This is a genomic window from Castellaniella daejeonensis (assembly GCF_039523555.1).
In the GTDB taxonomy this organism is placed as follows: Bacteria; Pseudomonadota; Gammaproteobacteria; order Burkholderiales; family Burkholderiaceae_B; genus Castellaniella; species Castellaniella daejeonensis.
Genome location: NZ_BAAAFN010000004.1, coordinates 303,166 through 321,985, shown reverse-complemented (window position 1 = coordinate 321,985; position 18,820 = coordinate 303,166). Strand labels below are relative to the sequence as shown.

Here is an 18,820-nt window from a genome sequence, read left to right as displayed (position 1 = left end):
CGCGCACCCTGACCATGGATCCGTTCAGGCAGTCACCCGGCATCAGGTCGTGCGCGCCACGACCCGGGGCCGTGAGCCGGAATCGTCCAGCGGCTGGCCCGCCACGTGGATGGCCAGCTGGCGGGCGATGTCCTGGTAGCGGCGGGCGGCCTCGCCATCGGGCGAAGCGACGACGCTGGGCCGGCCGGAGTCGGTTTCCTGGCGGATGTCGAGTTGCAGCGGCAAGGCGCCCAGCCAGGGCAAGTGATAGCTTGCCGCCAGCTGGCGGCCGCCGTCCTGGCCGAAGATCGGCTCGGCGTGTCCGCAGTTGGAACACACGTGGACGGACATGTTTTCGACGATCCCCAGCACCGGGACATCCACCTTCTGGAACATGATCAGGCCCTTGCGGGCATCGGCCAGGGCCAGGTCCTGGGGAGTCGTGACGATGATCGCCCCCGTGAGCGGAACCTTCTGGGCCATGGTGAGGGCAATATCGCCCGTTCCCGGAGGCATGTCCACGATCAGATAATCCAGGTTGTTCCAATTTGTAAGAGACAGCAATTGGGTCAGCGCCTGGGTCACCATGGGACCGCGCCAAATCGCCGGGCCGTCGTCGTCCATCAGGAAACCGATGGAATTGGCCTGCAGGCCATGGCCGATCATGGGCTCCATGCTCTTGCCGTCCACGCTCTTGGGCTTGCCCGACAGGCCCAGCATGATGGGCACGCTGGGGCCGTAGATATCGGCGTCGAGCAGCCCGACGCGCGCGCCCTGGCTGTGCAGCGCCAGGGCCAGGTTCACGGCGGTGGTGCTCTTGCCGACCCCGCCCTTGCCGGAAGCCACGGCGATGATGTTGCGCACGTTGTCGAGCGTGCGCAGGCCTCGCTGCACCGCATGCGCGACGATGCGGGACTGGAATTCCAGCGTGCCCAGGCGCACGCCGGCCGCTTCCAGCGCGGCGCGGATGGCGGCCCCCAGGGCCTGCTCGCCATTGAACAAGGGATAGCCCAGGGTTACAGTGATGTCGAAGGCGTCGCCCGAGGCGACGATCCGCAGGTCGGGTTCGGTCACCGCCAGCGTTTTCCGGGTATCGGGATTGATGACCCTGGACAGGATCGAGCGGATGTCCTGTATCGTGGTAGCCATAAGAGAGCTCGGGGTGAAGACAGTCGAAACCAGAAGCATAGCGGATTCCCCTGGAAATCCGCCGATTGACCCCAATATGGAAGTGATGGACGCGCCCCCCGGATCGGACCGGATGCCGCATCCCCACTTCCGGCGCCCGATCGCGCCTCGCATGCAACCTTTTCCGGCCACGGGAGTCCAAGCCTCATGAACCTGATCCAGCAAACCCTGCGCGCCGTCCTGTTTCTGATCCTCGCCTTTTTCGGCCTGGTGATGGCGTTCGTCTTCATGGCATCGACCGCCCTGGCGATCGGCGTGCTGTACATCGTCGCCCGGCTGCAAGGCCGGCCCTTCGGCGTCAAGGCCTACTGGGCCGAACGCCGCCGTCCGTCCATGGCACGGCGGTCCGGCGCCTGGTCGCGTCCCGCCGGCCAGCCTGCCCGCGAACGGGACGTGACCGACATCGAGATGCGCGAGATCCCCTAAGACCCGACACCCCCATCCGGCCACGGCATGGCAGGGGCGCGGACTGATAGAATCAGTCCTTTGCCCCTTTTTTCCTTTTTCCGCCCCATGCCGCGCACGATCTTCGTCACCACCGCCCTGCCCTACGCCAATGGCTCGTTCCATATCGGCCACATCATGGAATACATCCAGGCCGACACCTGGGTGCGCGCGATGCGCATGGCGGGCCACACCGTGCACTTCGTGGGGGCGGACGACGCCCACGGCGCGCCCATCATGCTCAAGGCCCAGGCCGAAGGCATCACGCCGCAGGCGCTGGTGGGCCGCTACGCCGCCGAGCGGCCGAAATACCTGAACGGCTTCCATATCCGCTTCGACCACTGGCACAGCACCGACACGCCGGAAAACATCGAACTGTCGCAGGACATCTACCGCGCGCTGAAGGCGGCCGGCTTCATCGATAGCCGCGAGATCGAGCAGTTCTACGATCCGGTCAAGGGCATGTTCCTGCCCGACCGCTACATCAAGGGCGAATGCCCGCGCTGCCACGCCAAGGACCAGTACGGGGATTCCTGCGAATCCTGCGGTGCCGTCTACAGCCCGACAGAACTGATCGAGCCCTATTCCACCCTGACCAAGGCGCGGCCGGTGCTACGCAGCTCGGAACACTTCTTCTTCCGCCTGTCCGACCCGCGCTGCGTGGCCTTCCTGCAGGAATGGACCACGGGCACGCGCGCCGACGGCACCGCCCGGCTGCAGTCCGAAGTCCTCGCCAAGACGCGCGAATGGCTGGGCACCGCCGAAGGCGCCGAAGCCAACCTGGCCGACTGGGACATTTCCCGCGACGAGCCCTACTTCGGCATCCCCATCCCCGACGCCCCGGGCAAGTACTTCTACGTCTGGCTCGACGCTCCGGTCGGCTACCTGGCCTCCCTGAAGGCCTACTGCCGCAAGAACGGCCTGGACTTCGACGCCCTGCTGTCGCCGGACGGCGACACCGAGCAGGTGCACTTCATCGGCAAGGACATCGTCTACTTCCACGCCCTGTTCTGGCCTGCGATGCTGAAGTTCTCCGGCCGCAAGATCCCCGACATGCTGCACGTGCACGGCTTCATCACGGTCAGCGGCGAAAAGATGTCCAAGAGCCGGGGCACGGGGATCTCCCCGCTGCGCTACCTGGACATCGGCATGGACGCCGAATGGCTGCGCTACTACATCGCCGCCAAGCTCAACGCCCACGTCGAAGACCTGGACTTCAACCCGGACGACTTCGTCGCCCGCGTCAACAGCGACCTGATCGGCAAGTACGTCAACATCGCCAGCCGGGCGGCCACCTTCATCACCCGCCACTTCGACGGTGCGCTGGCCTACGCCGGCGACGCCGGCCCGATGCAGGCCGAACTGCGCGACTGCGCCGGTCAGGTGCGGGCCGACTTCGAGACGCGTGAATACGGCCGCGCCATCCGCCGGATCATGGCCCAGGCCGACAAGATCAACCAGGCCTTCGACGCGGCCCAGCCCTGGGTGCTCGCCAAAGGCATCGCCCAGGCCGAACCCGCGCAAAAGGCCGCGCTGCAGGACATCTGCTCGCGCGCCCTGGCCGGCTTCCAGGCCCTGTCGGTGATGCTCGCGCCGGTGCTGCCGGCGCTCACCGAGCGCGTCGCCCGCGAGCTGTTCGGCCGCGACCGCACCTACGTCTGGGCCGACGCCGGCGAACTGCCTGCGCACATCGCCCCCTTCAAGCATCTGATGCAGCGCGTCGATCCGGCCCAGCTCGACGCCCTGTTCGAGCCCCCCCAGGCGCCGGCCGCGGTTCCGGGCGGAGAACCCATCGCCGACACCATCGACATCAAGGACTTCGGCCGCATCGACCTGCGCGTCGCGCGCATCGTCGAATGCACCGAGGTCGAAGGCTCCGACAAGCTGCTGCGCCTGTCGCTGGACGTGGGCGAAGGCCGCCTGCGCCAGGTCTTTTCCGGCATCAAGTCGGCCTACAAGCCCGAGGATCTCGTCGGCAAGCTGACCGTGCTGGTGGCCAACCTGGCGCCGCGCAAGATGCGTTTCGGCGTGTCCGAAGGCATGGTGCTGGCGGCCAGCCACGCCGACGAGGCCACGGATGCCGGCATCTACGTCCTGGAACCCTGGGACGGCGCCCAGCCTGGCATGCGCATCCGCTGAAGCATCGCAAGGCCCGGCATGTCTCCCCTGCCCGACACCCGCATCGATACGCCGGAACGCCAGGCCGCAGCCCGGCGCAGCACCTGGGTCAGCGTCTGGGTGAACCTGCTGCTGACCGGCGTCCAGCTGGTGATCGGCGTGTTCGCGCAGTCCCAGGCCCTAGTGGCCGATGCCATCCACTCCCTGTCGGACCTGGTGTCCGACGGCCTGGTGCTGTTCGCCAACAAGCACAGCGCCAAGGGCCCCGACGCCGACCACCCCTACGGGCACCTGCGCTTCGAGACGGCCGCCACCCTGGGGATCGGCGTGCTGCTGGCCGCCGTCGGCCTGGGCATGCTCTGGGGCAGCTTCCAGCGCCTGCAGGCGCCCGAGCTGATCCCGGTCGTCCATCCGGCCGCCTTCTACGTCGCGCTACTGGCCCTGCTCTCTAAGGAACTGCTGTTCCGCTACCTGCTGCGTGTGGCCCATCGGGTGCGCTCCACCCTGCTGGTGGCCAACGCCTGGCACGCCCGCTCGGACGCGGCATCATCACTGGTGGTGGCGATGGGGGTGGGCGCCAACCTGGCCGGTCTGCCCCTGGCCGATCCCCTGGCCGCCCTGGTGGTGGGGCTGATGATCGTGCGCATGGGCTGGAAATTCTCCTGGCAGGCCTTCAACGACCTGGTGGACCGCGCCGCCGACGCCGACACCGAGCGGGCCATCCGCGAGCGCATCCTGGACACCCCCGGCGTGCGCGGCATCCACGACCTGCGCACCCGCAAGATGGGCGACATGATCTGGGTCGAGGTCGACATCGAAATGGATGGCCGGCTGACCATCGAGGCCGGCCATGCCATCGCCGTCGAGGCCCGGCGCCGCGTCATGGAAGACTTGCCGGTGCTGGACGTGATGACCCACTTCGACCCGGTCTAGGACGCGGGCCGGCATCGATCAGCCGAGATGCGTGCCGCGCGCCGGGCCGTCGGCCGTCTCCATGCGCGCCAGCCCCTGCACGATGCCGCAGGCATCGACCGCCTGCTCGGCGCGACATTGTTCCCGCAACCCGGTCAGCTGCCGCTGCAGGTGCTGCAGTTCGCGCAGGCGCACGCCGACGTGCTCGATGTGCTCGTCGAGCAGGTGATTGATCGGGCTGCAATCGCGACCCGGATGATCGATCATGCCCAGCAGCGCCCGGATCTCTTCGTGCGCCATGTCCAGCCCCCTGCAATTGCGGATGAAGCGCAGGCGTTCCAGGTGCGCCGGACCATACTGCCGGTAGTTGCCCTCGCTGCGGGCGGGTTCGGGCAGCAGGCCGGTCTTTTCGTAGAAGCGGACGGTCTCGGTGGAACAACGGGCGGCGCGGGCCAGTTCGCCGATCTTCATGCGGCATCCTCCTGCAGGCGGCGCAGCCGGGCGGGCCGGATCCACAGCCTGCCCGGGGCGCTTGACCTTGTAGTGACTACAAGGTGTGTACTGCCATCATAGATCGCAGTACAGGAACTGTCATGTCGCCCACACACCGCCACGACGCCCCGGGCCACCCCGCCTGCCACAACCATGCGCACAGCCAGAGCCAGGACACTGACCTGCGGACCGAACTGCGCATCCTGCAGATGGACTGCCCCACCGAAGAAGCCCTGATCCGCCGGGCGCTCGCCGCCCGGCCCGACGTGCGATCGCTGGACTTCAACCTGATGCGGCGGGTACTGACCGTCGTTCACGCGCCGGAGGCGCTGGAGCAGATCCTGCAGTCGATCCGCGAACTCGGCTTCACGCCCGAGCAGGCCGGGCAGGCCGCTGCGCATCCCCAGGCGGCCCCCGCAGCGGAATCCTGGTGGCCGCTGGCGGCCTCGGGCGCTGCCGCCCTGGCGGCCGAGGCCGCCCATTGGGCCCAGGCTCCCTGGGCCATTCCCGCCGTCCTGGCCCTGGTGGCCATCGCGGGCTGCGGCCTGGGCACCTACCGCAAGGGCTGGACCGCCCTGCGGCACGCCCAGCTCAACATCAACGCGCTGATGAGCATCGCCGTCGCCGGGGCCCTGATCCTGGGTCAATGGGCCGAGGCAGCCATGGTGATGGTCCTGTTCACCCTGGCCGAGCGGATCGAGGCGCGCTCGCTGGACCGCGCGCGCCAGGCGGTCCAGGGCCTGCTGCGGCTGGCGCCGGATCGCGCCACCGTCCTCCAGCCCGACGGACAGTGGCGGGAGACCCCGGCGGCCGGCGTCGCGGCCGGCACCCTGGTGCGCACGCGTCCCGGCGAGCGCATCGCCCTGGACGGCCGGGTCGTTTCCGGCCGCTCCGCGGTCGACCAGTCTCCCATCACCGGCGAAAGCCTGCCGGTGGACAAGGCGGAAGGCGATCCGGTGTACGCGGGGACCATCAATGGCAGCGGCACGCTGGAATACCGTGTGCTGGCGCCCGCGGGGGAAACGACCCTGGCGCACATCATCCGCGCCATCGAATCGGCCCAGTCCGCCCGCGCGCCCACGCAACGCTTCGTGGATCGCTTTGCCCGCATCTACACGCCGCTGGTGGTGCTGCTGGCCCTCGGGGTCGCGCTGTTGCCGCCCCTGCTGGGCCTGGGCGGCTGGTACGACTGGATCTACCGGGCGCTGGTGCTGCTGGTGATCGCCTGCCCCTGCGCCCTGGTGATCTCGACGCCGGTGTCCATCGTCAGCGGCCTGGCGGCGGCGGCCCGTCACGGCGTCCTGATCAAGGGAGGCGCCTACCTGGAACAGGGGCGCAGACTGCGCTGGCTGGCCCTGGACAAGACAGGCACCCTGACCCGGGGCCAGCCGACGCTCACCGACACCCGCATCCTGGGCCCCCTCGAAGCCGGGGACTGCCATGCCCGCGCCGCCGCCCTGGCGGGCTGCTCGGACCACCCGGTCTCGCTGGCGGTCGCCCGCGGCCTCGATGAAGCCGCCTGCGGAACGGTCGATGCGTTCACCGCCCTGCCGGGACGCGGCGTGCAGGGCACGCTCGACGGCGTTTCCCATACGCTGGGCAATCACCGCCTGGTGCACGAACGCGGGCTGTGCTCGCCCGCCCTCGAGGCCGAGCTCGAAGCCCTGGAACGCCAGGGCCGTACGGTGGTGCTGCTGGCCGACGAGCAGCGCGTGCTGGCCCTGTACGCCGTCGCAGACACGCTCCGGCCGGACAGCGCCGCAGCCATCCGGTCCCTGCATGCGCTGGGGGTGCGCACCCTGATGCTGTCGGGCGACAATCCGCACACCGTGGCAGCCATCGCCGCGCAGGCCGGCATCGACCGCGCCCAGGGCGATCTGCTGCCGGAAGACAAACTGCGCACCATCGAGACCCTGGCCCGGCCCGGCCAGGCCGTGGGCATGGTGGGCGACGGCATCAACGACGCACCCGCCCTGGCGCGAGCCGACGTGGGCTTCGCCATGGGGGCCATGGGCACGGACGCAGCCATCGAAACCGCAGACGTCGCCCTGATGGACGACGATCTGCGCAAGATTCCCTGGTTCATCCGGTTGTCGCATGCCACCCACCGGATCCTGGTGCAGAACATCGCCGTCGCCCTGGGCATCAAGGCGGTGTTCCTGGTCCTGACGGTTGCCGGACTGGGCACCCTGTGGATGGCGGTGTTCGCCGACGTGGGCGCCAGTCTGCTGGTGGTGGGCAACGGCCTGCGGCTGCTGCGGCGATGAACCTACCCCGGGCATGCCCGGATGCTGGATAATCTTCATGCTCGAAACGGAAGCCCCGCGTGCAGCGGGCGACGACATGGAATCCAGCGCGATCCCCCCTGTGCCCCACCGGCCGCTCATCGATCCGGACCTGCTGAAGGCGTTCGTCGCCGTGGCGGACTGCGGCAGCTTCACCGCGGCGGCGGCCCGACTGCACTCCACGCAATCCACCGTCAGCCAGAAGATCCGCCGGCTCGAAGACCTGGTCGGCCACCGCCTGCTGGACCGGGGCGGCCGCGAGGTCCTGCCGACCGACGCCGGCCAGTCCCTGCTCGGCCATGCGCGCCACCTGCTGGCGCTCAACGACCAGATCCTGGACGTCATGGCGGGCGCGGCGGTTGCCGCCACCGTTCGCCTGGGCGTGCCCGAGGATTTCGTCGCCAGCCGCGCGACGCAGGTCCTGGCGGACTTCAGCCGCAGCCACCCCCGGGTCAAGCTGGAGATCACCAGCGGCCTGTGTTCCGGGCTGGCGGCCAGCTACGACCGGGGTGAACTGGACCTCATCCTGGTCAAGCAGCGCCGCAACAGCCGTCCGGCCGTTGCCAGCCGGCCGGAAACCCTGGCCTGGATCGACAGCGCGCGCCATCCATGCCTGCGGACCGATCCTGTACCGCTGGTGACCTTTCCGCCCCGGGGCCTGTACCGCGAGGACATCATCTGCGCCATCGAGGCCATGGGCAGGAACTGGCGCATCGCCTATACCTGCTCCAGCTTGAACGGCATCCAGCACGCCGTGGCCGCCGGTCTGGGCATCAGCCTGCTGCCCCTGCGCACCGTGACGCCGGACCACGCCATCCTCGGTCCCCGCGAAGGCCTGCCGGCCGTCGACGACTATGAGATCGGGCTGTTCCACCGTCCGACGGCGGACGCCACGGTCCAGGCCCTGGCCCAGGCCCTGGCGAACATGCTGGCCGAGGAGCCGCCGCCGGCATGCCGGCCCGGCCCGGAGGCCGGCACGCCGGATTTCCCGCAAGCGGATCCCTGAAGAAAGCGCTCAGAGATTCCCAAGCGTCAGGGCGGCGTGGCGATTCACGTCCTTGTACAGCAGATAGCGGAACGGGCCGGGGCCGCCCGCGTAGCAGGCCTGCGGACAGAAGGCGCGCAGCCACATGAAATCCCCCGCCTGGACTTCGACCCAGTCCTGGTTCAGGCGATAGACCGCCTGGCCTTCCAGCACGTACAGGCCATGCTCCATCACATGGGTTTCCGCAAAGGGAATGATGCCGCCGGGCTGGAACGTGACGATGTTCACATGCATGTCGTGGCGCATGTCGGCCATGTCCACGAAGCGCGTGGTGACCCAGCGGCCCTCGGTGCCCGGCATGGGAATGGGCTCGACGTCCTGCTCGTTGGTGACGAAGGCCTCCGGAAAGGGCAGCCCGTCCACGGCCTGGTAGCGCTTGCGGATCCAGTGGAACCGGGCGGCCCCGGCTGCCCGGTTGCGCAGGGTCCAGTCCGAGGACGGCGGAATGAAGGCGTAGCCGCCGGGCGAAAGGACATGCTTCTGGCCGGCCAGGGTCAGTTCGATCTCGCCTTCGACGACGAACAGCACGCCTTCGGCCTCGGGATCCTGCTCGGGCAGATCGCTGCCGCCCCCTGCGCCGACTTCGACGATGTACTGCGAAAAGGTTTCGGCAAAACCCGACAGGGGCCGCGCCAGCACCCACAGCCGGGTGTTGTCCCAGAACGGCAGGTGGCTGGTGACGATGTCACGCATCACGCCCTTCGGAATGACGGCGTATGCCTCGGTGAACATCGCGCGGTCGGTCAGCAGATCAGTCTGCGGGGGATGGCCGCCATGCGGCGCATAGTAAGTCCTGGACATGTGAACTCCACGAGTCGGCGTTGCGACCCCTCGCCGGGGGCCGTGGGTGGGCATCCTGAACGGATGCCCCACCTTAACGGACGACTGTTATATTTACCAATTAAATATTGGAATTCACACTATCCATTTTTTAAATGGATGGAAATCCGGCTGCACGCCGCATCAGTTCGCCCGCGCCTCCAGGGCGGCAACGGCGGGCAATGTCTTGCCTTCCAGGAATTCCAGGAAGGCGCCACCGCCGGTGGAGATGTAGCCGACCTGGTCGGTGATGCCGAACTTGGCGATGGCCGCCAGGGTGTCGCCGCCGCCCGCGATGGAAAAACCATCGGAAGCCGCGATGGCCTGGGCGATGGCCCGGGTGCCGCCGGCGAAGGACTCGAACTCGAAAACCCCGACGGGGCCGTTCCAGATGATCGTGCCGGCCTTGCGCAGCTGGTCCGCCAGGGCGGCAGCGGTACGCGGCCCGATGTCCAGGATCAGGTCGTCCGGGCCGACATCGGCCGCATCCTTCACGGTGGCCCGGGCGTCGGCGGCAAAGGATGTCGCCACCACCACGTCCACCGGAATGGGCACTTCGACGCCGCGCGCCCGCATGGCGTCCATGACGGCCCTGGCCTGGTCGACCTGGTCGGGTTCGGCCAGCGACTTGCCGATGGGCAGGCCCGCGGCCAGCATGAACGTGTTGGCAATGCCGCCGCCCACGATCAGCTGATCGACCTTTTCGGCCAGGGACTGCAGGATGGACAGCTTGGTGGAGACCTTGGAGCCCCCGACGATGGCCGCCATCGGGCGGCGGGGCGACTGCAGCGCCCTGCCCAGGGCGTCCAGTTCGGCTTCCAGCAGCGGGCCGGCGCAGGCCACCGGCGCATAATGCGCAATGCCTTCGGTGGTGGCCTCGGCGCGGTGCGCCGTCCCGAAGGCGTCGTTGACATAGACGTCGCACAGCGCGGCCATGCGGCGCGCCAGTTCGGGATCGTTCTTCTTTTCGCCGGGATTGCAGCGGCAGTTTTCCAGCAGCACGACCTCGCCGGGCGCCAGGTCCACGCCGCCGACCCAGTCGGCCACCAGCCGCACCGGTCGGCCCAGCAGTTCGGCCAGGCGCTCGGCCACGGGCCGCAGCGTGTCGTCCGGGCCGACCGTGCCTTCCTTGGGGCGGCCCAGGTGGGAAGTCACCATCACCGAAGCGCCCGCATCGAGAGCCATCCGGATCGCCGGCACCGAAGCCCGGATGCGGGTGTCCTCGGTGATGCGGCCCTGGTCCAGCGGCACGTTCAGATCGGAACGGATGAAGACGCGCTTGCCCGCCAGGGCATCGGCCTGCGCCAGGCCGGAAAGAGTCTGTATGGTCATGGAAGAAGTCCTCGGGTCGGGTTCGATAGCGGCACGGACGCCGTCGCGTGTTCCGGATACGACGAGGGCGGGTTGCCCCGCCCCACGTCGCACGATGCCGGCAGCCTTACTTGGCGGCCATCAGGGCCACGGTGGTGTCGAGCATGCGGTTGGAGAAGCCCCACTCGTTGTCGTACCAGGAGGAGACCTTGACCAGGGAGCCGGAGACCTTGGTCAGCGAGGCGTCGACCGTGCTGGAAGCCGGGTCGTGGTTGAAGTCGACCGAGACCAGCGGTTCGGTGGTGTAGGCCAGGATGCCCTTGAGCGGGCCTTCCGAGGCGGCCTTGAGAATGCCGTTGACTTCCTCGACCGAGGTTTCACGCGCGGCAACGAAGGACAGGTCGACGATGGACACGTTGATCGTCGGCACGCGGATGGCGTAGCCGTCGAGCTTGCCGTTGAGTTCGGGCAGCACCAGGCCCACGGCGGCAGCGGCGCCGGTCTTGGTGGGAATCATGCTGTGCGTGGCCGAACGGGCGCGGCGCAGGTCGGAGTGGTAGACGTCGGTCAGCACCTGGTCGTTGGTGTAGGCGTGGACGGTGGTCATCAGGCCGTTGACGATGCCCAGCTGCTGGTGCAGCGGGTGGACCAGCGGCGCCAGGCAGTTGGTGGTGCACGAGGCGTTGGAGATGACCGTGTCGGAGGCCTTCAGGACCTGGTGGTTGACGCCGTAGACGATGGTGGCGTCGACATCCTTGCCGCCCGGGGCGGAGATGATGACTTTCTTGGCGCCGCCCTTCAGGTGGGCCGAGGCCTTTTCCTTGGAGGTGAAGAAGCCCGTGCATTCCAGCACCACGTCCACGCCCAGGTCGCCCCAGGGCAGCTTGGCCGGATCGCGGTCGGCCAGCACGCGGATGCGGTCGCCGTTGACGACCATGTAGTCGCCGTCGACCTCGACCGTGCCGGGGAAACGGCCATGCGCCGTATCGTAGCGGGTGAGGTGGGCGTTCGTCTTGGGATCGCCCAGGTCGTTGATGGCCACGATCTGGATGTCGTGCTTCTTGCCGTCTTCGTAGTGGGCACGCAGGATATTGCGGCCGATGCGGCCGTAACCGTTGATGGCGACGCGGATGGTCATGAAGGAGCTCCTTTACAAAATCTGCTCGACGACGGCGGCCACGTGGTCGGCCGTCAGCCCGAAGTGTTTGAACAGCTCGCCCGCAGGTGCGGATTCACCGTAGGTATCGATGCCCACGACGGCGCCCGTCGTGCCCACGTATTTGTACCAGGTGGCCGTTCCGCCGGCCTCGACGGCCACGCGCGGCAGTCCCGCCGGCAGCACCGATTCTCGCCAGGCGGCGTCCTGGGCGTCGAAGACCTGGGTGCAGGGCATGGACACCACCCGGGTCGCCACGCCGCGCGCGGCCAGGCGATCCTGGGCCTGCAGGACGAGTTCGACCTCGGAACCCGTGGCGATCAGCACGGCGCGCGCGCCCACCATGTCGCGCAGCACATAGCCGCCCCGGGCGATGGCCTCGGTGGTGGCCGCGTCGCGGGCCACGAAAGGCAGGTTCTGGCGCGACAGCAGCAGCGCCGAAGGCCCGCCGTCCTTGACGGCCGTGCCCAGACTGGCGGGGCGCGACAGGGCGGACTGCCAGGCGACGGCCGTTTCGGTGGTGTCGCAGGGCCGCCAGACGTGGAGGTTGGGGATCAGGCGCAGGCTGCCGGCATGCTCGATCGACTGGTGGGTGGGACCGTCTTCGCCCAGGCCGATGGAATCGTGGGTGAAGACATGCACCACGCGCTGTTTCATCAGCGCCGCCATGCGCAGGGCATTGCGGGAATAGTCGGAGAAGGTCAGGAATGTGCCGCCGAAAGGCAGGTAGCCGCCGTGCAGGGCGATGCCGTTCATGATGGCGGCCATGCCGAATTCGCGCACGCCGTAGTTGATGTGGCGGCCCGAGCGGGGGCCGCCGGCCGCACGGCGCACGGCCTCGACGCCCTTCCAGTCGGTGAAGTTGGAACCGGTCAGGTCGGCCGAACCGCCCAGCAGTTCCGGCAGGATCTCGGCGAAGGCCGCGATGGCCTGCTGCGAGGCCTTGCGCGAGGCGATGGATTCCGCCTTGTCCTGGGTGGAGAGGACATAGGCGTGGGCACGATCCGCGAAATCGGCCGGCAGCTCGCCCGCCATGCGGCGGCACAGTTCGGCAGCCAGCTCGGGATGGTCCTCGGCGTAGCGGTCGAACCGCGATTGCCATTCGGACTGCAGGTCGGCGCCGCGCGAGCGGCCGTCCCAGTAGTTGTAGACTTCGCGCGGGATTTCGAAGGGGGCATGATTCCAGCCCATCGCCTTGCGCGCGGCGGCGATCTCGTCGGCCCCCAGGGGAGCGCCGTGGACTTTCTCGGTGCCGGCCTTGTTGGGTGCGCCGCGGCCGATCACGGTGCGGCAGCAGATCAGGGTCGGCCCCCGGCCGGCGGCGGCATACGCGCGCGCCTGGACGATGGCGGCATCGATGGCGTTCATGTCGTGGCCGTCGACGCCGCGCAGGACGTTCCAGCCATAGGCCTCGAAGCGCGCCGGCGTGTCGTCGGCGAACCAGTGCTCGACTTCGCCGTCGATGGAAATGCCATTGTCGTCGTAGAACACGATCAGCCGCGACAGGCCCAGGGTGCCGGCCAGCGAGCAGGCTTCGTGGGAGATGCCTTCCATCAGGCAGCCGTCGCCGACGAAGGCGTAGGTTTCGTGGCTGATCAGTTCGTGCCCGGGGCGATTGAACTCGCCCGCCAGCAAGGCCTGCGCGAGCGCCATGCCGACCGCATTGGCCAGGCCCTGGCCGAGCGGGCCGGTCGTGGTTTCGACGCCCGGCGTGATGCCGACTTCGGGATGGCCGGGAGTGCGCGAATGCAGCTGGCGGAACCGGCGCAGTTCGTCGATCGGCAGGTCGTAGCCGGTGAGGTGCAGCAGCGCGTAGAGCAGCATCGACCCGTGGCCGTTGGACAGCACGAAGCGGTCGCGGTCGATCCAGGAGGGATCCGCCGGGTTATGGCGCAAGTGCCGCGTCCAGAGCACATGGGCGATGTCGGCCATGCCCATGGGCGCGCCGGGATGCCCGGAATTGGCTTGTTGGACGGCATCCATGGCCAGGACGCGAATGGCATCGGCCATGGAAGGATCAGGGGCGGGCAAGGCGCTCATAGGGTTTCGGGGGTAAGCGCTGCACGACCGAAGCCATGGCCTCACCGCATACAGAATCACAAAGCCATGGATTTTACCACCCCGACCGATCCGGTTTATATTCCACGGCACCCGCACAATGGTCATTGCCATGACGCATCCCCGCTTCTTCTGCGAGACCCCGCTGGCCGCCGGCGAACGCATCGAGCTGCCGGCCGCCCTGGCGCATCACGCAGTGCGCGTGCTGCGGCTCGCGGACGGCGCGGCCATCGTGCTGTTCGACGGCCGGGGCGGCCAATACCCTGCCACGCTGCGCATCGAAGGCCGCCGCGCCCTGGCCGAGCTGGGAGCATGCGAAGCCGTCGAAAGCGAGCTGCATGGCCGGCTGGTCCTGATCCAGGGGCTGGCTTCGGGCGACAAGATGGACTGGATCGTGGAAAAGGCGGTCGAGCTGGGCGTGGCGGAATTGCATCCCGTGGCCGCCGAGCGCAGCGTCCTGCGCCTGTCGGGCCCCAGGCTGGACAAGCGCCTGGACCATTGGCGCGCCATCGCCCGGGCCGCCAGCGAGCAATGCGGCCGCAACCGGCTGATGACCGTCCATCCCCCTGCGCCGCTGGCCGCCTGCCTCGAAGCCGTGGACGGGCCCGCGCTGTTCTGCCACCCGGACGGCCCCCTGGATTTCCGTGCTGCCCTGGCCGGAGTCCGGGACAGCCTGACGCTGATGGTCGGCCCCGAGGGCGGCTGGTCGCCGGAAGAACTGGCCCTGGCCCGGCGCAGCGGCCTGCAGGGCGCACGTTTCGGCGCGCGGGTCCTGCGCACCGAAACGGCCGGGCTGGCCCTGGCCGCAGCGGCCACGGCCCTGCTCGACTGGTAGCGATCCGCGCCTTTCCCGCACCCGGAGCCGCCCGCCGGGCGGGCCGCACGAGGCCGGCAAAAACACGAACGGCGCCCGATCGGGCGCCGTTCGTACAGCCAGCGAAAGATCAGACTTCCTCGCGGCCCGAATACGGAGTGGGATCGATGCCCGGCTCGGGCGCCGGATGCGCCCCGGCATGCTGGATGGCGTAGGCGAAGCGGCGCTCGTTGTTCTGGCCGAATTCAACGACGTCGTCGCAGACGGCCTGGATGGCCTGGGCGTCTTCGGCCAGGGCGGGATCGCCGGAATGCAGGTGCCGGAACCACAGGAACAGGCCTTCCTTCTGGTCCATCAGGGTATCGCACAGGCCGTCGTACAGGGCATCCAGGTTGCCGCCGAAATACTCCGGGTAATCGATGGCCTTGACCACGGCGCGCAGCACGGCGGAACGGTTGCGCGCCCGATCGCAGTCAACGACGAAGGCCGCCAGGCCGGCCTCGGTGGCGGCCGCCAGGGCTTCCTGCTCGCTCACCGCCTGGGCATCGACCACGCCCTGCGTGAGCATTTTTTTTATCTGGGCCGGACTCATGCGGACCACTCCTTGAAAAAAGCGATGACTTTCTCTGCCTGCTTCAGGCTGTCTGCCCTGCCGAGCGCAATGAGGCTGCTGGTATAGCCGGATTCGAACAACAGGTAGGACGCCAGCGCGCCGCCCCCCGGCTCGATCCTGCGTGGCGAAACGCCCAGCACGCGAAACAAGGTGCGCACGGCGCCCGGCAATTCATCCAGATGCTCCAGCGCCAGTTCGTCCAGGGACTGGCTGGGCGCGATCATCAGGGTATGGATGGGTCGCAGTGAATCGCTTTTTAAACGATTTGCGGGGATTCGTGCAAGCAGCTCATTGATCCGCTCCATGCGCTCCATATCCATGGACACGCCATCGAGGAAAATGTTCGACAGCGTGTGCCCCGCGACCTGGGCCAGGTTGGGGTATGGCGGGTCCAGATCGCGGATGCCCGGGCTGGTTTCATCCCTGTAGTTGGTGCCGACGACAAAGACGCGTTCGGCCCCCAGGTGGATGGCCGGGCTGATCGGGGCCAGCTGGCGCATCGAGCCGTCCCCGCACCAGAGCGTGCTGCCGCCCGTCAGGATGGCGCGGGCCGGGAAGACGAAGGGAATGGCGCTGGAAGCCATCAGGTGGTCCACGCCGATGGCACACGCCACGGCGCGCCGCAGCGTGCGCGACCAGGGCTGGATGCACTGCCGGGCCTGGTAGAAGGTGAGGTGCTCGCCCGTGGTGTAGGCCGTCGCCGTGATCGCCAGGGCGCTCAGGTGGCCGCGGTCCAGGTTGGTCTGCAGGCGGGAAAAATTGAGCGTGCGGCCCAGCAGACTGGCCAGCGGCTCGTTGTCCAGCAGGGAATGCGGTGCGTAGCGGGACAACTGGGGCCGGATCCAGCCCAGGCCCAGCATGCCCAGCCATTGCAGGCCGGTGCGCATCAGCCGCGCGGCATCCGAATAATAGATGTCCGCGGTATGCAGTGCCTGCCACAGGTTGCACAGGTGATCGACGGCGCGATGCGGCTGGTGCGCCCGGCAGGCCAGGGCGGCGGCATTGATGGCCCCCGCCGATGTGCCGCAGACGATGTCGAAGGGATTGCGGAAATCCCGGCGGCGGTCCGGATTCAGCAGTTCCAGCACGCCCGAGAGCACGCCGGCCTGATAGGCGGCGCGAGCGCCGCCCCCCGTGAGGATCAGACCGATCCTGGGCCGCCCGCCGCGCCCGTCGGAAGCGACGGGCGGCGCATCGGGCACGGGCCGCCGGTCTGGCGTTTCCCTAGGCGTGGCGAGGTTTGTTGGCATCGACCACGGTCAGCGCGGTCATGTTGACGATCCGCCGCACGGTGGAACTGGAAGTCAGGATATGCACCGGCGCATTGGCGCCCAGCAGGAACGGTCCCACCGCCACATTGCCGCCCGCCGCCGTCTTGAGCAGGTTGTAGGCGATGTTGCCGGCATCCACGCTGGGGCAGATCAGCAGGTTGGCCTCGCCGTGCAGCGTGGTGGACGGCAGGATGCGCTCGCGCAGCGCCGGATCGAGAGCGCAGTCGCCATGCATTTCGCCGTCGATTTCCAGGCCGGGATCGCGTTCGCGCACCAGATCCAGGGCCTGGCGCATTTTCTCGCCGGACGACGAGCTGCCGGTGCCGAAATTGGAACGCGACAGCAGCGCGACCTTGGGCTCGATGTTGAGGCGGCGCATTTCCGCGGCCGCCATCAGGGTGATCTCGGCGATCTGCGCAGCGTCGGGGTTGTCGTTGACGTGGGTATCCGCCAGCGCCAGGGTGCGCTCTTCCAGGAGCAGGATGTTCATGGCCGCATAGGTGCGCGCGCCGGGCTGCAGCCCCAGGACTTCGTCGACGAAGCGGAGATGGTTGCCATAGGATCCCACGGTGCCGCAGATCATGCCGTCGGCATCGCCCAGGCGCACCATCATGGCGCCGATCAGGGTCAGGCGGCGGCGCATTTCGACGCGCGCCATTTCCTTGGTGATGCCCCGGCGGCACATCAGTTCCCAGTACGTGGTCCAGTACTGGTGGAAGCGCTCGTCGTGCTCGGGATTGGTGACTTCGACGTCGACCCCCAGGCGGATGCGCAGGCCGTATTTCTGGATGCGGTCGGCCAGCACGGCGGGGCGGCCGATGAGGATGGGCTTGGCCAGGCGCTCGTCGACCACGATCTGCACGGCGCGCAGCACGCGCTCGTCCTCGCCTTCGGCGAAGACGATGCGCGACTTGCCACCGTCGCGAATCATGGCGCGCGCCGCCGAGAACAGCGGCTTCATGAAGGCGCCGGAATGATAGACGAACTGCTCCAGCTGGCCCGCGTAGCTTTCCAGGTCGGCCAGGGGGCGCGTCGCCACGCCATCGTCCATGGCGGCTTTCGCCACGGCGGGAGAGATCCGCACGATCAGGCGCGGATCGAAGGGCTTGGGAATGAAGTAGTTGGGGCCGAAGGACACATCGTACAGGCCGTAGGCGGCCGCCACGATGTCGTTCTGCTCTTCCCGGGCCAGCTTGCAGATCGCCATGACAGCGGCCTTTTCCATGCCGCGCGTGATGGTGGTTGCCCCCACGTCCAGCGCCCCGCGGAAAATGTACGGGAAGCACAGCACGTTGTTGACCTGGTTGGGGAAGTCGGACCGGCCGGTGGCGATCACGGCATCGGGCCGCACCGCCAGCGCGTCGGCCGGCAGGATTTCCGGATTGGGATTGGCCAGCGCCAGCACCAGCGGGCGTTCGGCCATCTTCTGCACCATGTGGGGCTTGAGCACGCCGCCGGCGGACAAGCCCAGGAACACGTCGGCGCCGCCGATGATGTCGTCCAGCGTGCGCGCATCGGTCTTCTGCGCGAAGCGGGCCTTCTTTTCGTCCATCAGGACCGTGCGGCCTTCGTAGACCACGCCCTCGATGTCGGACACCCAGATGTGCTCCAGCGGCAGCCCCATGTCCATCATCAGTTCCAGGCAGCCCAGGGCCGCGGCGCCCGCGCCGGACACCACGACCTTGACCTGGGAGACGTCCTTGCCCACGACTTCGAGGCCGTTGATGAAGGCCGCCGTCACGCAGATGGCGGTGCCGTGCTGGTCGTCGTGGAAGACGGGGATGTTCATGCGCTCGCGCAGCTTCTTTTCGACGTAGAAGCATTCCGGCGCCTTGATGTCTTCGAGGTTGATGCCGCCGAAGGTGGGCTCCAGGCCTGCGATGATGTCCACCAGCTTGTCAGGATCCTGCTCGTTGATTTCGATGTCGAAGACGTCCAGGCCGGAGAATTTCTTGAACAGCACGGCCTTGCCTTCCATCACGGGCTTGGAGGCCAGGGGGCCGATGTTGCCCAGGCCCAGGACGGCCGTGCCGTTGGTGATCACGCCGACCAGGTTGCCGCGCCCGGTGTAGCGGAAGGCATTGTGGTTGTCGTCGACGATCGCCTCGCATGCGGCGGCGACGCCGGGAGAATAAGCCAGGGCGAGGTCCCGCTGGTTGGAGAGCTGTTTGGTGGGAGTGACGGAGATTTTTCCGGGACGGCCGTGCTCGTGATATTCGAGCGCCGCGGCGCGGAGGGATTCGTCCATGGTGAGGCAGCCTTGATACGAGTGTAATAAAGAGGGTGTGCTGCCAGCCATTCTAGCCGCTTGCGCC

The 18,820-nt window shown here is 68.1% G+C and carries 15 protein-coding genes; 6 read left to right on the top strand and 9 right to left on the bottom strand.

Features of this window, described 5'->3' with window-relative positions; genetic code table 11:
• Positions 1–42: 42 nt before the first annotated feature.
• Positions 43–1,128 (bottom strand): iron-sulfur cluster carrier protein ApbC, encoded by a 1,086-nt coding sequence (gene apbC, locus ABD022_RS01745; RefSeq protein ID WP_343819707.1) that lies wholly within the window; start codon positions 1,126–1,128, stop codon positions 43–45.
• Positions 1,129–1,314: 186 nt separating this feature from the next.
• On the opposite strand from apbC, the gene ABD022_RS01740 reads away from it, so the two are divergent.
• The 3 genes from ABD022_RS01740 to ABD022_RS01730 all read left to right on the top strand — a co-directional run bounded on the left by ABD022_RS01740 (position 1,315) and on the right by ABD022_RS01730 (position 4,662).
• Positions 1,315–1,593: a hypothetical protein gene (locus tag ABD022_RS01740; protein WP_325124658.1), complete on the top strand. Its 279-nt coding sequence runs from the start codon at positions 1,315–1,317 to the stop codon at positions 1,591–1,593.
• A gap of 87 nt (positions 1,594–1,680) precedes the next feature.
• Positions 1,681–3,750 carry a methionine--tRNA ligase gene (gene metG / locus ABD022_RS01735; RefSeq protein ID WP_325124699.1) on the top strand — a complete coding sequence of 690 codons (2,070 nt, stop codon included), beginning with the start codon at positions 1,681–1,683 and terminating at the stop codon, positions 3,748–3,750.
• Between the two features lie 18 nt (positions 3,751–3,768).
• Positions 3,769–4,662 carry a cation diffusion facilitator family transporter gene (locus tag ABD022_RS01730; RefSeq protein WP_325124659.1) on the top strand — a complete coding sequence of 298 codons (894 nt, stop codon included), beginning with the start codon at positions 3,769–3,771 and terminating at the stop codon, positions 4,660–4,662.
• 18 nt (positions 4,663–4,680) lie between these two features.
• On the opposite strand, the gene cadR is transcribed toward ABD022_RS01730, so the two are convergent.
• Complete coding sequence (gene cadR / locus ABD022_RS01725) at positions 4,681–5,112, bottom strand: Cd(II)/Pb(II)-responsive transcriptional regulator (protein ID WP_343819704.1); 432 nt, start codon at positions 5,110–5,112, stop codon at positions 4,681–4,683.
• 122 nt (positions 5,113–5,234) lie between these two features.
• Between cadR and ABD022_RS01720 the strand changes: the two genes are divergently transcribed.
• Positions 5,235–7,400, top strand: a complete 2,166-nt coding sequence (locus ABD022_RS01720; protein ID WP_343819702.1) for a heavy metal translocating P-type ATPase — start codon at positions 5,235–5,237, stop codon at positions 7,398–7,400.
• A gap of 76 nt (positions 7,401–7,476) precedes the next feature.
• The gene (locus tag ABD022_RS01715) at positions 7,477–8,424 is read left to right on the top strand and encodes a LysR substrate-binding domain-containing protein (RefSeq protein WP_325124700.1); all 948 of its coding nucleotides are present in this window, start codon (positions 7,477–7,479) and stop codon (positions 8,422–8,424) included.
• Between the two features lie 9 nt (positions 8,425–8,433).
• On the opposite strand, the gene ABD022_RS01710 is transcribed toward ABD022_RS01715, so the two are convergent.
• From ABD022_RS01710 to tkt, 4 genes are all read right to left on the bottom strand, one after another.
• Positions 8,434–9,264 carry a bifunctional allantoicase/(S)-ureidoglycine aminohydrolase gene (locus ABD022_RS01710; protein ID WP_325124662.1) on the bottom strand — a complete coding sequence of 277 codons (831 nt, stop codon included), beginning with the start codon at positions 9,262–9,264 and terminating at the stop codon, positions 8,434–8,436.
• Positions 9,265–9,426: 162 nt separating this feature from the next.
• Positions 9,427–10,614, bottom strand: coding sequence for a phosphoglycerate kinase (locus tag ABD022_RS01705; protein WP_343819701.1), 1,188 nt, complete (start codon positions 10,612–10,614; stop codon positions 9,427–9,429).
• Positions 10,615–10,720: 106 nt separating this feature from the next.
• Entirely contained in the window at positions 10,721–11,731 is a 1,011-nt protein-coding gene (gene gap, locus ABD022_RS01700; RefSeq protein ID WP_325124664.1) for a type I glyceraldehyde-3-phosphate dehydrogenase, read from the bottom strand.
• Between the two features lie 12 nt (positions 11,732–11,743).
• Entirely contained in the window at positions 11,744–13,789 is a 2,046-nt protein-coding gene (gene tkt / locus ABD022_RS01695; protein WP_343819700.1) for a transketolase, read from the bottom strand.
• A gap of 130 nt (positions 13,790–13,919) precedes the next feature.
• Here tkt and ABD022_RS01690 point away from each other — a divergent pair, with 130 nt between their 5' ends.
• Positions 13,920–14,642, top strand: a complete 723-nt coding sequence (locus ABD022_RS01690; RefSeq protein ID WP_325124666.1) for a 16S rRNA (uracil(1498)-N(3))-methyltransferase — start codon at positions 13,920–13,922, stop codon at positions 14,640–14,642.
• A gap of 109 nt (positions 14,643–14,751) precedes the next feature.
• Here ABD022_RS01690 and ABD022_RS01685 read toward each other — a convergent pair whose 3' ends face one another.
• From ABD022_RS01685 to ABD022_RS01675, 3 genes are read right to left on the bottom strand one after another with little or no spacing between them, the layout of a single operon-like run.
• Positions 14,752–15,213 (bottom strand): barstar family protein, encoded by a 462-nt coding sequence (locus ABD022_RS01685; RefSeq protein WP_343819699.1) that lies wholly within the window; start codon positions 15,211–15,213, stop codon positions 14,752–14,754.
• The gene (locus ABD022_RS01680) at positions 15,210–16,484 is read right to left on the bottom strand and encodes a patatin-like phospholipase family protein (protein WP_325124668.1); all 1,275 of its coding nucleotides are present in this window, start codon (positions 16,482–16,484) and stop codon (positions 15,210–15,212) included. Before ABD022_RS01680 ends, ABD022_RS01685 begins: the two co-directional genes overlap by 4 nt.
• Positions 16,459–18,753, bottom strand: coding sequence for an NADP-dependent malic enzyme (locus ABD022_RS01675; protein WP_325124669.1), 2,295 nt, complete (start codon positions 18,751–18,753; stop codon positions 16,459–16,461). The genes ABD022_RS01680 and ABD022_RS01675 overlap by 26 nt, the downstream gene beginning before the upstream one ends.
• Positions 18,754–18,820: the final 67 nt, after the last annotated feature.

Excerpts from the sequence above, each read along its gene's own strand:
- metG (WP_325124699.1), top strand. The coding sequence starts at position 1,681 with ATGCCGCGCACGATCTTCGTCACCACCGCCCTGCCCTACGCCAATGGC.
- ABD022_RS01680 (WP_325124668.1), bottom strand. The coding sequence starts at position 16,484 with ATGCCAACAAACCTCGCCACGCCTAGGGAAACGCCAGACCGGCGGCCC.
- ABD022_RS01715 (WP_325124700.1), top strand. The coding sequence starts at position 7,477 with ATGGAATCCAGCGCGATCCCCCCTGTGCCCCACCGGCCGCTCATCGAT.
- tkt (WP_343819700.1), bottom strand. The coding sequence starts at position 13,789 with ATGAGCGCCTTGCCCGCCCCTGATCCTTCCATGGCCGATGCCATTCGC.
- apbC (WP_343819707.1), bottom strand. The coding sequence starts at position 1,128 with ATGGCTACCACGATACAGGACATCCGCTCGATCCTGTCCAGGGTCATC.
- ABD022_RS01705 (WP_343819701.1), bottom strand. The coding sequence starts at position 10,614 with ATGACCATACAGACTCTTTCCGGCCTGGCGCAGGCCGATGCCCTGGCG.
- ABD022_RS01730 (WP_325124659.1), top strand. The coding sequence starts at position 3,769 with ATGTCTCCCCTGCCCGACACCCGCATCGATACGCCGGAACGCCAGGCC.
- ABD022_RS01675 (WP_325124669.1), bottom strand. The coding sequence starts at position 18,753 with ATGGACGAATCCCTCCGCGCCGCGGCGCTCGAATATCACGAGCACGGC.
- ABD022_RS01740 (WP_325124658.1), top strand. The coding sequence starts at position 1,315 with ATGAACCTGATCCAGCAAACCCTGCGCGCCGTCCTGTTTCTGATCCTC.
- ABD022_RS01690 (WP_325124666.1), top strand. The coding sequence starts at position 13,920 with ATGACGCATCCCCGCTTCTTCTGCGAGACCCCGCTGGCCGCCGGCGAA.
- ABD022_RS01710 (WP_325124662.1), bottom strand. The coding sequence starts at position 9,264 with ATGTCCAGGACTTACTATGCGCCGCATGGCGGCCATCCCCCGCAGACT.
- cadR (WP_343819704.1), bottom strand. The coding sequence starts at position 5,112 with ATGAAGATCGGCGAACTGGCCCGCGCCGCCCGTTGTTCCACCGAGACC.
- ABD022_RS01685 (WP_343819699.1), bottom strand. The coding sequence starts at position 15,213 with ATGAGTCCGGCCCAGATAAAAAAAATGCTCACGCAGGGCGTGGTCGAT.
- gap (WP_325124664.1), bottom strand. The coding sequence starts at position 11,731 with ATGACCATCCGCGTCGCCATCAACGGTTACGGCCGCATCGGCCGCAAT.
- ABD022_RS01720 (WP_343819702.1), top strand. The coding sequence starts at position 5,235 with ATGTCGCCCACACACCGCCACGACGCCCCGGGCCACCCCGCCTGCCAC.